Below are 13,051 nucleotides of genomic sequence, written 5' to 3' on the forward strand. Positions count from 1 at the left end.
CGTGACCGGGCGTGACATATATATAGATGTAGTGGATGCCGCTCCCGTCGCCCTGCTGGGCGGGCGGGTGACGCTGTATCTGCCGGAGAAGGGCTATCGCGCGGCCATTGATCCGGTACTGCTGGCGGCGGCTGTGCCGGCCGAACCGGGGCAGCAGGTGCTGGACCTGGGCTGCGGGGCTGGGGCGGCGTTATTGTGTCTGGCGGCACGCTGCCCCGCCGTGGGGCTGACCGGGCTGGAAATCCAGGCCGACGCGGCGCGCTGGGCCGGGGCTGGCATTGCGGCCGGCGGCTGGGCCGACCGGGCCCGCGTGGTGCAGGGGGACGTGGCGGATATTGCCGCCGCCGGGCTGGTGCCCAACAGTTTCGATCGTGTGATGACCAACCCGCCCTTCTGGGAGACGGGGCGGCACAGCGCCTCCCCCGATGCCGGCAAGGCCACCAGCCATGGGGAAGGGGCGGGCGATCTGGCTGGCTTCATCCAGGCGGCGTTGCGCCTGTTGAAAAGTGGCGGCAGCCTGACGGTGATTTTCCCCGCCGAACGGCTGGCCAGCCTGCTGGCGCTGATGGAGGGGCGGTTTGGCGATATCGCCGTGCTGCCGCTCTGGCCCCGTGCCGGGGTGGCGGCCAAGCGGGTGATCGTGCAGGGGCGGCGCGACCGGAAATCACCCCTGCGCCTGCTGCCCGGTCTGGTGCTGCATGGGCAGGGCCAGACCTATACGTCGGAAACAGAGGCGATCCTGCGCGATGCCGCGCCGCTACCGCTGGTGTGAACAGGGGGCGGGCCGCTTGGTCGGCCCACCCCCGAACCCTCAATGCTTTTCGCTGATCACCTGCTGGCGCAGCACATCGATGGGGGCCAGCGAGCCTTCTTTCTGGAAATGCCAGAAGGTCCAGCCATTGCAGGCGGGCAGGCCCTGCATGGCGGCACCCACCTTGTGGATCGACCCCTTATGTTCCCCCAGATGGTTCTGCGCCACCAGGGTGCCGTCGGCGCGCACCTTGGCGATATGGCGGCGGCGATTGTCGAACAGCATGGTGCCGGGCTTCAGATAGCCGCGTTCGATCAGGTTGCCGAACGGCACGCGCGGCTGTGTGCGCTTGGAGGTGACTTCCAGCAATTCCGGCTCGGCCACTTCTTCCACCGCCGCAATGCGCTGGTTGGCGAGGCGGGCATAATTATGCTCCCGCTCCAGCCCGATCCAGCGGCGGCGCAGGCGCTTGGCCACCGCCCCGGTGGTGCCGGTGCCGAAGAACGGGTCCAGCACCACATCATCCACCTTGGTGGAGGCCATCAGCACGCGGAACAGCAGGGATTCCGGCTTCTGCGTCGGGTGCGCCTTCTGCCCCGTCTCGTCGCGCAGCCGTTCCGACCCGGTGCAGAGTGGCAGCGTCCAGTCGCTGCGCATCTGCAAATCCTCGTTCAGCGCCTTCATCGCCTCATAGGCGAAGTAATATTTGCTGTCCTTGGATTTGGACGCCCAGATCATGGTTTCATGGGCATTGGCGAAACGGCGGCCCTTGAAATTGGGCATCGGGTTGGATTTGCGCCAGATAATGTCGTTCAGCACCCAGAAACCCAGATCCTGCAAAATGCTGCCGACGCGGAAAATATTGTGATAGCTGCCAATCACCCACAGGGTGCCATCATCCTTCAGCGTATGCCGGGCGGCCGACAGCCAGTCGCGGGTAAAACGGTCATAGGTTTCAAAATCCTGGAACCGGTCCCATTCCTCATCCACCCCATCCACACGCGTGTGGTTGGGGCGCAGCAGATCGCCATTCAGTTGCAGGTTATAGGGCGGATCGGCAAAAACCATATCAACAGAGCCGGCGGGCATGTCCCGCATCAACTGCACACAGTCGCCGACGAGAATCCGGTTGGTTGTCAGGGTTTCACGCATGGTATTTGCCGCCGAATCGGGAGTTCATTTTCGCCGACAATGATTCGGCCCCGAGTCGCCGTCAACTGGAATTTTTCTGAAGAGTCAGAAGAGTCAGAGAGTTAAGGCCAATTGTTGGGAAACAGGTGCAAATGAACGGCGGTGATGGGGGGTCGCACCCAGTGTTTTAATGGCCGCCCGGTGTTGTGCTGTTCCGTAACCTTGGTTCCGTTCCCAACCATATCCGGGGTATTCCAGCGCCAACTGCCCCATCATCTTGTCCCGCGTCACCTTGGCGATGATGGAGGCGGCGGCGATGGACAGCGATAATGCATCACCGTCCACCAATGTTTGCACGGCACAGGGCAGGGGCGGGCGCTGATTGCCATCCACCAGCGCTAAGGCGGGCATTTTGCCGGTCATCGCCGCCAAACCCTCCACGGCGCGGCGCATGGCCAGGAAGGTGGCCTGCAGAATATTGATCTCATCAATCTCCGCCACGCTGGCAATGCCGACACCATAGGGGGCGTTCTGGCAGATCAGCGCGAACAGGGCTTCGCGCTTGGCCTGTTTCACCACCTTGCTGTCATCAATGCCGGCGCACCAGTCCGGGATGCCGCCGCCACAGGGCAGCAGCACGGCGGCGGCGACCACGGGGCCGGCCAGCGGGCCGCGCCCGGCCTCGTCAACGCCGCAGACGGGGAAGGTTTCGGCATGGCCGAGGCGGATTTCATGGGACAGGTCAGGCATGGCGCTGGTGTCGCAGAACCGCACGGCGGGCGCAAGGGGGCTTGGTTTTGGATGGCGATTGCGCTGGATCAAAGCGCGGATATGTCGGCGGGCGCATGGTACGGCCACAATCGTTCCCTCGCTGTCAGGGCCCATCATGCATCCCGATCTCGTCGCCAAATATCGTCACCAGCGGGTTCCCCGGTATACCTCCTACCCGGCCTCCCCGCATTTCACGCCGTCGGTGACGTCGGAGACTTATCGCGGCTGGCTGGGGCGGCTGGACCCAATGTCCACCCTGTCGCTTTACCTGCATGTGCCCTTCTGCCGGACCATGTGCTGGTATTGCGGCTGCCATACCAGCGTCGTCCGCCATGAAGATCCCGTCTGGGCCTATCTGGCGGCGATGACGACGGAAATGCGCGCCGTGGCCGCCCTGCTGCCGCAGGGCGAACAGGGTGGGCCGTCGGTGCGGCATGTGCATTTCGGCGGCGGCACCCCGACCTTGATGCCGGCCGACGCCATGCGGTCGCTGATGGCGGAGATGCGCACGCGGTTCAATATCGCGCCCGATGCCGAACTGGCGGTGGAGATCGACCCGCGTACCTTGCTGCCGGAGATGATCCAGGCGCTGGGCGATACCGGTTTCACCCGCGCCTCGCTGGGGGTGCAGAGCTTTGATCCGGCGGTGCAGGCGGCCATCAACCGTATCCAGCCGCCGGGCCTGACCCGTGCGGCGGTGGAAGGGTTGCGGGGGGCCGGCATCCAGGCCATCAATCTGGACCTGATCTATGGTCTGCCGCGCCAGACGGTGGCGAGTTGCGTTGATACGGTGCGCCAGGCGGTGGCGCTGTCGCCTGACCGGCTGTCGATCTTCGGCTATGCCCATATGCCGGGCTTCAAGGCGCATCAGGCCCGTATCAACGAGGCGGATCTGCCCGATGCCGACGCGCGCATGGCGCAGAATTTGGCCATTGAGCAGACCTTGCTGGATGAAGGCTATGTCCGTATCGGCCTGGACCATTTTGCCAAACCGGATGATCCCATCGCGCTGGCCGCCGCAAGCGGCACGCTGAAGCGCAATTTCCAGGGCTATACCACCGATGCGGCGGATGCGCTGCTGGGTTTTGGTGCGTCGGCCATCGGGCGGCTGCCGCAGGGCTATGTCGCCAATGTGCTGCCGGTTCCGGCCTATATGAAATCGGTGGAGGATACCGGGCTGGCGGTGGCGCGCGGATATCGCATGACCCTGGATGACCGGATGCGCGCGGCCCTGATCGAACGGCTGATGTGCCATTTCAGCGTCGATCTGGCCGAACTGGCGGCTGAACATGGCCTTCACCCGGACAGCATCATGCCGGAGGGGCCGGCCCTATCGGCGCTGTTGGCCGATGGGGTGGCGGAACTGCATGGCCACCGGATCAGCGTGCCGGAAAGCGCCCGCCCCCTGGTGCGCAGCGTGGCTGCCCTGTTCGACGCCCATCTGGACCCGGAGGGCGGGCGACACAGCAAGGCGATTTGATAAAGGGGCGCGGGGTCAGGGCTGCACGAGCCAGATCAGGCCCAGGGCCAGCCCCACCAGCGCCAGTAATGACAGGGATGCGGCGGCCAGTACCCGGCCGCCGCCCTGGGCCAGACCCCGCAGGTTGATGGAAAGCCCCAGCGCTGCCATGGCCCACAGGGTCAGCAGGTGCGCACCTTCGCCCAGCGGGGCGGCCAGCCCCTCCGGCACCAGACCGGCGGCGCGCAGCCCGGCCAGGGCGGCGAAGCCGATGATGAACCAGGGCAGCAGCGCCGGGCGGCCCTGGCTGGGCAGGTTGTGGCGGCGATGCAGCAGCGTCAGGCCCAGGCTGACCGGCCCCAGCATCACCACCCGCGCCAGCTTCACCAGGGTGGCCATATGCAGGCTGAGCGGGCCGGTCAGTGCCGTGGCGGCGGCCACCTGTGGCACGGCATAGACGGTCAGCCCCGCCAGCACGCCATAACGCAATTCCCCCATCCCCGGCAGAAACAGGGCCAGTGGCAGCAGCAGGACCGCGCCAATGCCCAGCAGGGCGGTGAAGGTCAATGCCGCCGCCACCTCCTGTTCAGAGGCGGCAACCACGGGGGCGGCGGCAGCGATGGCGCTGTTGCCGCAGATGGAATTGCCGCAGGCCACCAGCAGGGCCAGCCTGTGCCCCAGCCCGCAGCCCCGCCCGATGCCGTAACCGATCAGCAGCGACAGCCCCACCAGCAGGGCGATGCCGCCCAGCAGCAGCGGCCCGGCGGCCAGCATGGCGCGGCTGTCCAGCGTGGCACCCAGCAGCATCACCGCCAGTTCCAGGGGGCGCTTTGCCGCCAGATGGATGCCGGCTTCCAGCCCCGGCATCCGCGGCCTCACACTGCGGATGCCGGCCCCGATCAGGATGGCCAGGATCAGCGCATCCAGCGGCAACCAATGATGCAGACCCTGGGCCGCCAGCGCCACGGTGGCAGCGGCACCCATACCAGGCAGGCTGGGCAAGGGCAGGGGGCGGGCGGATAGGGTCAGCATGGCACAGGACCAGGGTTCGTTTTCCTGTCGGCACCCTGCGCCCCTGCTTTTAAGCAATCCAACGAATGATATTTCTTGATATAATCGATAAAATCGAACGATTGGCCGATCCATGACCCTGGAACAATTGCGCATCTTCCTGGCGGTGGCGGAACGGGAGCATGTGACCCGCGCGGCTGAGGCGTTGCATCTGACGCAATCCGCCGTCAGTGCTGCCATCCGTGCGCTGGAGGAACGGCACGGCGTCATCTTGTTGCATCGGGTGGGGCGTCGGGTGGAACTGACCCCGGCGGGTCGTGCCTTTCAGGGGGAGGCGGCGGGCGTGCTGGCGCGGGTGCAGGCAGCCGAACAGGTGCTGGCCGATCTCGCCGGCTTGAAAAGTGGCAGCCTGTCCATCGGTGCCAGCCAGACGGTGGCGTCATATTGGCTGCCCCGATATCTGGTGCGGTTCCGCCAGCTTTATCCCGGCGTAGAGCCGCATCTGGCCGTGGGCAATACCGATGCGGTGGCGCATTGGGTGTTGGAGGGTAAGGCCGAACTGGGTGTGGTGGAAGGCGATGTGGCTGATGCTGCCTTGCAGGTGACGCCCGTGACGGATGACCGGTTGACCATCGTGGTTGCCCCCGGTCACCCCTGGGTCGGGCCGCATGTGGCGGGGATCGCGTTCGACCCCGCCAGCACCGCCTGGGTGATGCGCGAACCCGGTTCCGGCACCCGTGCCGCCTTTACCGCCGCCTTACCCCGGCTGGGGCTGACGCTGGAACGGCTGACGGTGGCGCTGGAATTACCCTCGAACGAGGCTGTCTGTGCGGCGGTGCAGGCGGGTGCCGGGGCGGCGGCGCTGTCGGTGCATGTGGTGGCGCCGCTGATCGCGGCCGGCAGGCTGGCCGCCGTCGGCCCCAGCCTGCCGGCCCGGCGTTTCAGCCTGATCCAGCATCGGGAACGCTATCGTACCCGCGCGGTGCAGGCATTCAGCGACCTGTTACAGGCCGGATAGCGGGTGGACAGGGGCGGGAGTGCTGGGCATTGTGCGGGCCGGAAACAATGTCACCGAAGTGTCATAAAATGCGATCCATCACCCTGCTGACCCTGGCGAGTGCTGCTGTGGCGCTCTCCGCCTGTTCCATCCATGTGAATGACCATGCGCGCGTTCCGGCCCCGCCGCCGCCCGTGGCGCAGGCGGCCCCCGGCCCGCTGGATGATCCGCGCTTGATCGCCACCCTGTTCATGCAGCGGTCGGAAGAATTCAAGCGCCTGTCCGAACAATCTTATGCCCTGGCGAAGATCAAGCTGCCGGCGGCCCTGTCCGCGCCCGGCTCGGCGGCGCTGGAGCAGGCCGATGGCGGGGCGGGCAAGCCGCCGGCCGCCATTTTTGATGTGGATGAGACGGTGCTGGACAACAGCCCCCACATGGCCCGCGCCATCCTGAAGGGCGAGCGTGATTTCAATCTGGCCACCTGGGACCAGTGGGTCGGTGAACGCCGCGCCACGCCGATGCCGGGTGCGGTGGATTTCGTGGCCGAACTGCGCCGCAATAAGGTGCGGGTTGTCTTCATCACCAACCGTGAATGCAAGCCGCGCCCGACGGCCCCCGGCGATGCCTGCCCGCAACATGCCGACACGCTGGTCAACCTGAAAACGGCTGGCTTTGGTGACGTGGCGCCGGCCGACCTGATGCTGAAGGGCCAGAATGGCTGGCCCAGCGACAAGGCCAGCCGCCGCCAGGAGGTGGCGAAGACCAACCGGATCGTCATGTCCTTTGGCGATCAGTTGAGCGATATGCTGACCGTCACCCGCCAGCAGGGCCCCGATGAACGGGCCGCCATCGCCGCCCGCTATAAATCCCTGTGGGAAACCCGCTGGATCGTCATTCCCAACCCCACCTATGGGGCTTGGTATGACAGCATCAAGGAACCGGTGACCAACGCGCTGCGGGTGGAGTGACGGGGGCAGGGGCTTTACCGGAATTGTCTATGTAGTGCTGGCGACGCCATTGTTTCTGTGAGCCAATGGCGTTGCGTCCCCTTCCATTTTTGGCTAATTTATATGACAAATTATAAATCAGACAAAATGGAGGAAACATGCATCGGCGGCACTTCCTGATGGGCACGGGGGCGGCTGTCGCCGCGGCACCATTATCCGGTTTGCTGGGGCACCTGGCTGGCACGGGCAACGCCCTGGCCAGCAGCCCGAAGGCGCCGATGGCCGTGGCCCTCGGGCCCCGGCAGATCCTTTCGCTCAATCGCGGCTGGCGTTTCCATGAAGGCGATATTCCGTTCCCCGAACTGCTGAGCCACGAAGAAACCTATGAGAATGCCAAGGCTGGCATCTCCTTCGGGGCGGCGTCGCCGGCCTATGATGATACCGGTTGGGCGGCGGTGGAGCTGCCGCATGATTTTGTCAGCTTTCAGCGGCACAGCGAAAAGGCCAATGTCTCCCAGGGCTACCGCCCGCGCGGCTATGCCTGGTACCGCACCACCCTGCGCTTTGATGAAAGCGACCGGGGCCGGCATATTGAACTGCAACTGGATGGCATCTCCACCTATGCCACCATCTGGTTCAACGGCACCCTGGTGCGCCGTAGCTGGAGCGGCTATAGCGCCGTCAATATCGATCTGACGCCCTTCATCACCTATGGCAATGCCGGCAACTCGCTGGTGGTGCGGGTGGATGCGCAGTCCATGGAGGGCTGGTGGTATGAGGGCGGGGGCATTTACCGCAATGTCCGCATCGTCAAGCGGGCGCCGGTGCATATTGCCACCGATGGCGTTTCCGCCCATCCGGTGAAGCAGGGCGATGGCTGGACGATCCCGTTGACCGTCCAGGTCAATTCCAGCGCCAAGCGCACCATGCCGGTGCGCCTGACGGCGGAGCTGACCGGGCCGGACGGCAAAATCGTCGCCCGGTCGGAGGCGACGGGCAGCATCACCGATTTTGACAGCATCACCCTGTCCGCCCCGATGCAGCTGGCCAATCCGCAGCTCTGGAGCCTGGAGACGCCCGCCCTTTACACTGTGGCGACCCGGCTGTGGGAAAATGGCGCGCTGACGGATGAGGTGGAGACGGAAATCGGTTTCCGCACCCAGCGCTTTGACGCCGAGAAGGGTTTCTTCCTCAATGACCGGCCGGTGAAGCTGAAGGGTGTCTGCATCCATCAGGACCATGCCGGCGTCGGCACGGCCATTCCCTATGGCTTGCTGGAATTCCGATTGCGGCGGCTGAAGGAACTGGGCTGCAACGCCATCCGCTGTTCGCATAATGCCCAAGACCCGGAATTTTACCGGCTGTGCGACCGGCTGGGCCTGCTGGTGATGGATGAAAACCGCTGTTTCAATCCCTCACCCGACCAGATGGCGCAGTTGGAATGGCTGGTGCGGGCGCACCGCAACCATCCCAGCATCATCCTCTGGTCCGTGTTCAATGAAGAGCCGATGCAGGGCACGGAAGCGGGCTATGAGATGGTGATGCGCATGGCCGATGTCGTGCGCGAACTGGACCCGACGCGCCCGGTGACGGCGGCCATGAATGGCGGCCTGTTCACCAAGATCAATGTCTCCCAGGCGGTGGATGTGGTGGGCTTCAATTATCAGCCCAAGGATTATGACGCCTTCCACAAGGCCAATCCAGCCAAGCCGATGCTGTCATCGGAGGATACATCCGCCTTTTCCACACGCGGCGAATTCATCACCGATAAGGAACGCCATATCGCCAGTTCCTATGATGATGAGGCGGCCCCCTGGGGAGCCACACACCGCAAGGCCTGGAAGGAAATCGCCAGCCGCGATTTCGTCGCCGGCGGCTTTGTCTGGACCGGGTTTGATTATCATGGGGAACCGACGCCGCACACCTGGCCGTCCAACAGTTCCTTCTTTGGCATCATGGATCTGTGCGGGTTTGAGAAGACGGCCTTCCATATCCATCAGGCGCAATGGGTGGATGACCGCCCGGTGCTGGCCATCGCCCCACATTGGAACTGGCCGGGGCAGGAGGGGCAACCCATCCGTGTCATGGTGATGAGCAATGTGGAAGAAGTGGAACTACGCCTTAATGGCAAGAGCCTGGGCCGGCAGAAGGGCGACTGGCTGGAAATGAATTGGTTCCAGGTACCCTATCAGCCGGGCAAGCTGGAGGCGCTGGGCTTTACCGGCGGGCGCCAGGTCGCCAAGGCCGTGGTGGAAACCACCGGTCCGGCCAAGGCGCTGCGGCTGGTGGCTGACCGTCCGCAACTGGCCGGGGATGGCATCGACGCCCAGCCGATCCGGGTGGAAGTGGTGGATGGGGCAGGGCGGGTGGTGCCCGATGCCAAGCCGATGATCCGCTTTGCCATCGAAGAGGGCCGGATCATCGGCCTGGGTAATGGCGACCCCAATTCCATCGAACCGGAAAAGGGCGACCGCCGGTCGGCCTTCAACGGGCTGGCGCAGGTGATTGTGCAGAGCAATGCGGGCACGTCCGGCACGCTGCGCCTGTCAGCGGAGGCGGATGGGCTGAAACCGGCCAAGTTGAGCATCGCGATCAAACCCGATCTGGGGCCGGCCTATCAGCCGGTGTTTGAGCGCAATATCTTCACGCTGGGCCGCTGGCGGGTGTCGCCCTGGTCGGCCACGCCGCTGGACCCGATGGTGGGGCTGGCCGACAATGATATGAATTCCTGGTCGCCCTATCGCAGCGGCAGCCTGCTGCCGGCACCGGATCGGGATGTCTATGTCATGTGCGCCATCACCATCGAACCCTATGCCGGCATTCAGAAGGCGGGCGGCACGCTGGTGTTCGACAAGGTGACGGGGGCGGTGGAGGTCTTCGCCAATGGCCGCCGGATCGGCGGGCGGGCTGAGGTGGCAGCGGCACCCTTGTCGCTGGACCTGCCACCGGCCACGGGCAAGCAGAAGATCGCCGTGCTGTTCCGGGTGCAGCCCGGCCAGCAATATGGGCTGGGAGGGGCGGTGCGGATTTTGTAAAGCCCTGCTTGAACAAAGGAAAAGGCGCCGCCCGCTGGGGTGGCGCCTTTTTTTACTGCCGATATTTTACCCGATCATGACCCGTTCGCCTGCGCGGCGGCACCGGCCACTTCCTTGGCCCCGCCGGAAAGGATGAACGTCGCCTTCCTGCCGAACACGAACCGATTGACGGTGAGGGAGAACGCCACCGTCACCCAGAGCGTGATGAACATCATGTGGATATAGTGCAGCGGTGCCCAGACGAAGCTGAAATAGGCATAGAGGGCGACGCCGAAGACCACCGCCAGGATGGCGGCGCGGGCATCGACATTGCGGAACAGCAGGCCGACGATGAAGGCCGACAGGATCGGCATCGACAACAGGCCGTTCAACTGCTGCACCAGATTGATGATGCTCTGCGCGTCAGTATAGACCGGCACCAGGGCCACGGCGATCAGCACGAAGATTACGCTGGCCACCCCGCTCAGCACCGGCACATTGGCCGGGTGGGGATTGATGTATTTTTCATGCAGGTCGCAGACGTAAAGGGCGGCCGTGCTGTTCAGCACAGAGGCGAAATGCGCCAGCATGGCCGTGACCAGGGCGGCGGCGAAGATGCCGGTCAGATATTCCGGCAGCAAGGCCCCGGCGATCTGGCCATAGGCATGGTCACCGATCTGCCCATAGAGCTTGTAGGAGACGATACCGGGAATCACCACCATCGGCGGGATGATCGCCAGCCGCACGGCGGCGGCGGCCAGCACGCCCTTCTGCGCCTCCCGCAGGGTGGGGGCGGCCATGGCGCGCTGGGTGATGGTCTGGTTGGTGGACCAATAGTAAATCTGGATGAACACCATGCCGGTCAGCAGGGTATGCCAGGGAATGGGGCTGTCATTGCCGCCGATCATCGACAGGCGTTCCGGCGGGATGCCGGAAAAATCCCAACCGATGGCGGCCAGCGCCAGGAACACCACCAGCGTGCCCATGGACAGCAGCAGCACACCGGAATAGGTGTCGGCCACCGCCACGGCGCGCAGGCCGCCCAGAATGGCGAAGGCCGATCCGGCAACCGCCAGGATAGCGGAAATCAACAGGATCGGTACCTGCAACCCGAACATGGATTTCAAGAACAGTGAACTGCTGTACAGCATGATGGGCATGTAGATCAGAATATTGCCCAGCATGAACAGGCCGCCGATCGTGCTGCGGATCGACTTGTTATTGTACTTCTTTTCCAGCAGTTCGGTGGTGGTGGTACAATTATATCGGTAATAGATCGGGAGGAAGACCAGGGCCAGGATCGACAGGCCGACCACCGCCGCCAGCTCCCACCAGGCCAGCAGGGCCATCTGGTTGCCATTCATGCCCACCAGCTGTTCAGCCGACAGGTTGGTGATGGTGATCGATCCGGCGATGAAGAACCAGCTGAGGCCACGGCCGGCCAGGAAGAATTCCTGGTTGCCGTCGCTGCTGTGGATCTTGGCCCGGCGGCATTTCCATACAGTCCCGCCGGCGACCAGGGCCGTCAGGGCCGCGGCAATGCCGACTTGCAGCAAGGGTAATTCCATATCCTCCCGATCCTTTTGTTCCGTCGCCGGTTATTGCCCGGCGGATTTGTGATGCAGTTCCAGCCCCAGCGCCCAGCGGCGCTGGAAACCCGGCCAGTAATCGGCACTGCTGGGGGCCTTGTCGTCGGGCCATTTCCCGTCAGCGGCCTTTACCGTGGGGACGTTCAGATAGGCCGCACTGTCCGCCTTGCCCTTCAGCGTGGCGTCCAGAAAGGCGGTGACGAAATGCACATTGATGGACAGGATGCGGTCGCGCCGCCATACAGGCTCGTCATAGCGCTCCACGAAGGAGAAATAATGCGCCAGCTGCGGCGGCGTGCCGTCGCCGGCGATATTGTGGCGGGCGCCCTGATAGACCAGCATCCGGCGGTCGCTGCCCGTCATCTGTTCAAAGATGCGGTGAACCCCGCCATCAAAGCCCGACACATCATCCTGGTCACCCACGATCAGCAGGCTGGGCACCTTCACCGCCGCCAGCCCTTCGGGTGACCAGACGCGCAGGGCATCGCCGGCCCCCCAGGGGGCAAAGCCGACCATCGCCTTCACGCCCGCCGGCACGCCGTTGCGCAAGGGCTCCGCCCCCGCCACCTCACCCGCCAGCAGGTTGCCCGGTATCTGTGGATAGAGCGGCCCCTGTGCATCAAAGCCGGCGCCCATGGTGATCAGCGCGCCGAACCCGCCCATGGAATAGCCCATCAGGCCGATGTTGCTGGGGTCGTAAAGCCCGGCCAGCGGGTTATCGCTGGCCGTGGCCCGCGCCGTCAGTTCAGCGATGACGAAACGCTGATCGGCGGCACGGGTCACCACCGTATTGCCGAACACCAGCGCCATGGGGCTGGTGGCGGACGGTTCGGCATCACGATGTTCGATGGCGACGACCACATAGCCCTTAGAGGCGAGAGTCTCCATCGTCTGGGCAAAGCCCGCTGCGAAATTGCGGAAACCATGGCTGAACACGATCAGCGGATAGGGCCCGCCCGTGCGGTCAGGGCTGGCATCGCGGGCGGCGTGCCCATCCGCCATCATCGTGGCCGGCAGGCTTTCCGCCGGAATCACCGGGCTGCGCGGGGTGGTAAAGCTGTAGCTGGCCTTTTCTGCCTCGCCTGCCTTCAGGCTGGCGGGGTACCAGGCGATCATGTCCAGGGCGCGATCCTTGACGGGGATATTCCCCGTCACCGGATTGATGCCCATCAGGTCCGGCTGGTCCTTATGGGTGAAGCGCAGATTGGTGGTGCCCACCTTGTACGGCCCACGGGCCGCCAGGGCCGGGGCATCGGACAGGGCGGCGGCATTGGTGGAGGGCGGGGCCAGGGGGGCTGCGGGTTTGGGGACCAGGAAATACCCGGCCCCCACCCCAACCGCCACAGCCAGCGCCAGGAATGCAAACTGGCGCTTGGCCATG

General features: G+C 64.7%; 10 protein-coding genes. 5 read left to right on the plus strand and 5 right to left on the minus strand.

What is annotated here, in order from left to right:
- Position 1 precedes the first annotated feature (1 nt).
- Positions 2-772: a tRNA1(Val) (adenine(37)-N6)-methyltransferase gene (locus CHB97_RS02555; protein WP_244559352.1), complete on the plus strand. Its 771-nt coding sequence runs from the start codon at positions 2-4 to the stop codon at positions 770-772.
- Between the two features lie 39 nt (positions 773-811).
- On the opposite strand, the gene CHB97_RS02560 is transcribed toward CHB97_RS02555, so the two are convergent.
- Complete coding sequence (locus tag CHB97_RS02560) at positions 812-1,903, minus strand: site-specific DNA-methyltransferase (RefSeq protein ID WP_089286354.1); 1,092 nt, start codon at positions 1,901-1,903, stop codon at positions 812-814.
- A 93-nt stretch (positions 1,904-1,996) separates the two neighbouring features.
- Entirely contained in the window at positions 1,997-2,632 is a 636-nt protein-coding gene (locus CHB97_RS02565; protein WP_089286861.1) for a ribonuclease HII, read from the minus strand.
- Positions 2,633-2,768: 136 nt separating this feature from the next.
- Here CHB97_RS02565 and hemN point away from each other — a divergent pair, with 136 nt between their 5' ends.
- Complete coding sequence (gene hemN, locus CHB97_RS02570) at positions 2,769-4,133, plus strand: oxygen-independent coproporphyrinogen III oxidase (protein WP_089286355.1); 1,365 nt, start codon at positions 2,769-2,771, stop codon at positions 4,131-4,133.
- A 15-nt stretch (positions 4,134-4,148) separates the two neighbouring features.
- Here the strand turns inward: hemN and CHB97_RS02575 are convergent, their stop codons facing one another.
- Complete coding sequence (locus CHB97_RS02575; RefSeq protein ID WP_089286356.1) at positions 4,149-5,144, minus strand: YeiH family protein; 996 nt, start codon at positions 5,142-5,144, stop codon at positions 4,149-4,151.
- 112 nt (positions 5,145-5,256) lie between these two features.
- On the opposite strand from CHB97_RS02575, the gene CHB97_RS02580 reads away from it, so the two are divergent.
- The 3 genes from CHB97_RS02580 (at position 5,257) to galA (ending at position 10,102) form a co-directional block, all read left to right on the plus strand.
- Complete coding sequence (locus CHB97_RS02580) at positions 5,257-6,141, plus strand: LysR substrate-binding domain-containing protein (RefSeq protein WP_089286357.1); 885 nt, start codon at positions 5,257-5,259, stop codon at positions 6,139-6,141.
- Positions 6,142-6,209: 68 nt separating this feature from the next.
- Positions 6,210-7,088, plus strand: a complete 879-nt coding sequence (locus CHB97_RS02585; RefSeq protein ID WP_160105499.1) for a 5'-nucleotidase, lipoprotein e(P4) family — start codon at positions 6,210-6,212, stop codon at positions 7,086-7,088.
- Between the two features lie 137 nt (positions 7,089-7,225).
- Complete coding sequence (galA, locus tag CHB97_RS02590) at positions 7,226-10,102, plus strand: beta-galactosidase GalA (RefSeq protein ID WP_200819775.1); 2,877 nt, start codon at positions 7,226-7,228, stop codon at positions 10,100-10,102.
- A gap of 74 nt (positions 10,103-10,176) precedes the next feature.
- Here galA and CHB97_RS02595 read toward each other — a convergent pair whose 3' ends face one another.
- Both CHB97_RS02595 and CHB97_RS02600 read right to left on the minus strand, forming a co-directional pair.
- Complete coding sequence (locus tag CHB97_RS02595) at positions 10,177-11,649, minus strand: SLC5 family protein (protein WP_089286359.1); 1,473 nt, start codon at positions 11,647-11,649, stop codon at positions 10,177-10,179.
- 30 nt (positions 11,650-11,679) lie between these two features.
- Positions 11,680-13,050 (minus strand): dienelactone hydrolase family protein, encoded by a 1,371-nt coding sequence (locus CHB97_RS02600; protein ID WP_089286360.1) that lies wholly within the window; start codon positions 13,048-13,050, stop codon positions 11,680-11,682.
- Position 13,051 lies beyond the last annotated feature (1 nt).

The sequence above is a fragment of the Azospirillum sp. RU38E genome, assembly GCF_900188385.1.
Taxonomy (GTDB): domain Bacteria; phylum Pseudomonadota; class Alphaproteobacteria; order Azospirillales; family Azospirillaceae; genus Niveispirillum.

What these genes read in the sequence shown, in the direction of transcription:
- CHB97_RS02560 (WP_089286354.1), bottom strand. Translation starts at nt 1,903, where the DNA reads ATGCGTGAAACCCTGACAACCAACCGGATTCTCGTCGGCGACTGTGTG.
- CHB97_RS02595 (WP_089286359.1), bottom strand. Translation starts at nt 11,649, where the DNA reads ATGGAATTACCCTTGCTGCAAGTCGGCATTGCCGCGGCCCTGACGGCC.
- CHB97_RS02575 (WP_089286356.1), bottom strand. Translation starts at nt 5,144, where the DNA reads ATGCTGACCCTATCCGCCCGCCCCCTGCCCTTGCCCAGCCTGCCTGGT.
- hemN (WP_089286355.1), top strand. Translation starts at nt 2,769, where the DNA reads ATGCATCCCGATCTCGTCGCCAAATATCGTCACCAGCGGGTTCCCCGG.
- CHB97_RS02600 (WP_089286360.1), bottom strand. Translation starts at nt 13,050, where the DNA reads ATGGCCAAGCGCCAGTTTGCATTCCTGGCGCTGGCTGTGGCGGTTGGG.
- CHB97_RS02585 (WP_160105499.1), top strand. Translation starts at nt 6,210, where the DNA reads ATGCGATCCATCACCCTGCTGACCCTGGCGAGTGCTGCTGTGGCGCTC.
- CHB97_RS02565 (WP_089286861.1), bottom strand. Translation starts at nt 2,632, where the DNA reads ATGCCTGACCTGTCCCATGAAATCCGCCTCGGCCATGCCGAAACCTTC.
- CHB97_RS02580 (WP_089286357.1), top strand. Translation starts at nt 5,257, where the DNA reads ATGACCCTGGAACAATTGCGCATCTTCCTGGCGGTGGCGGAACGGGAG.
- galA (WP_200819775.1), top strand. Translation starts at nt 7,226, where the DNA reads ATGCATCGGCGGCACTTCCTGATGGGCACGGGGGCGGCTGTCGCCGCG.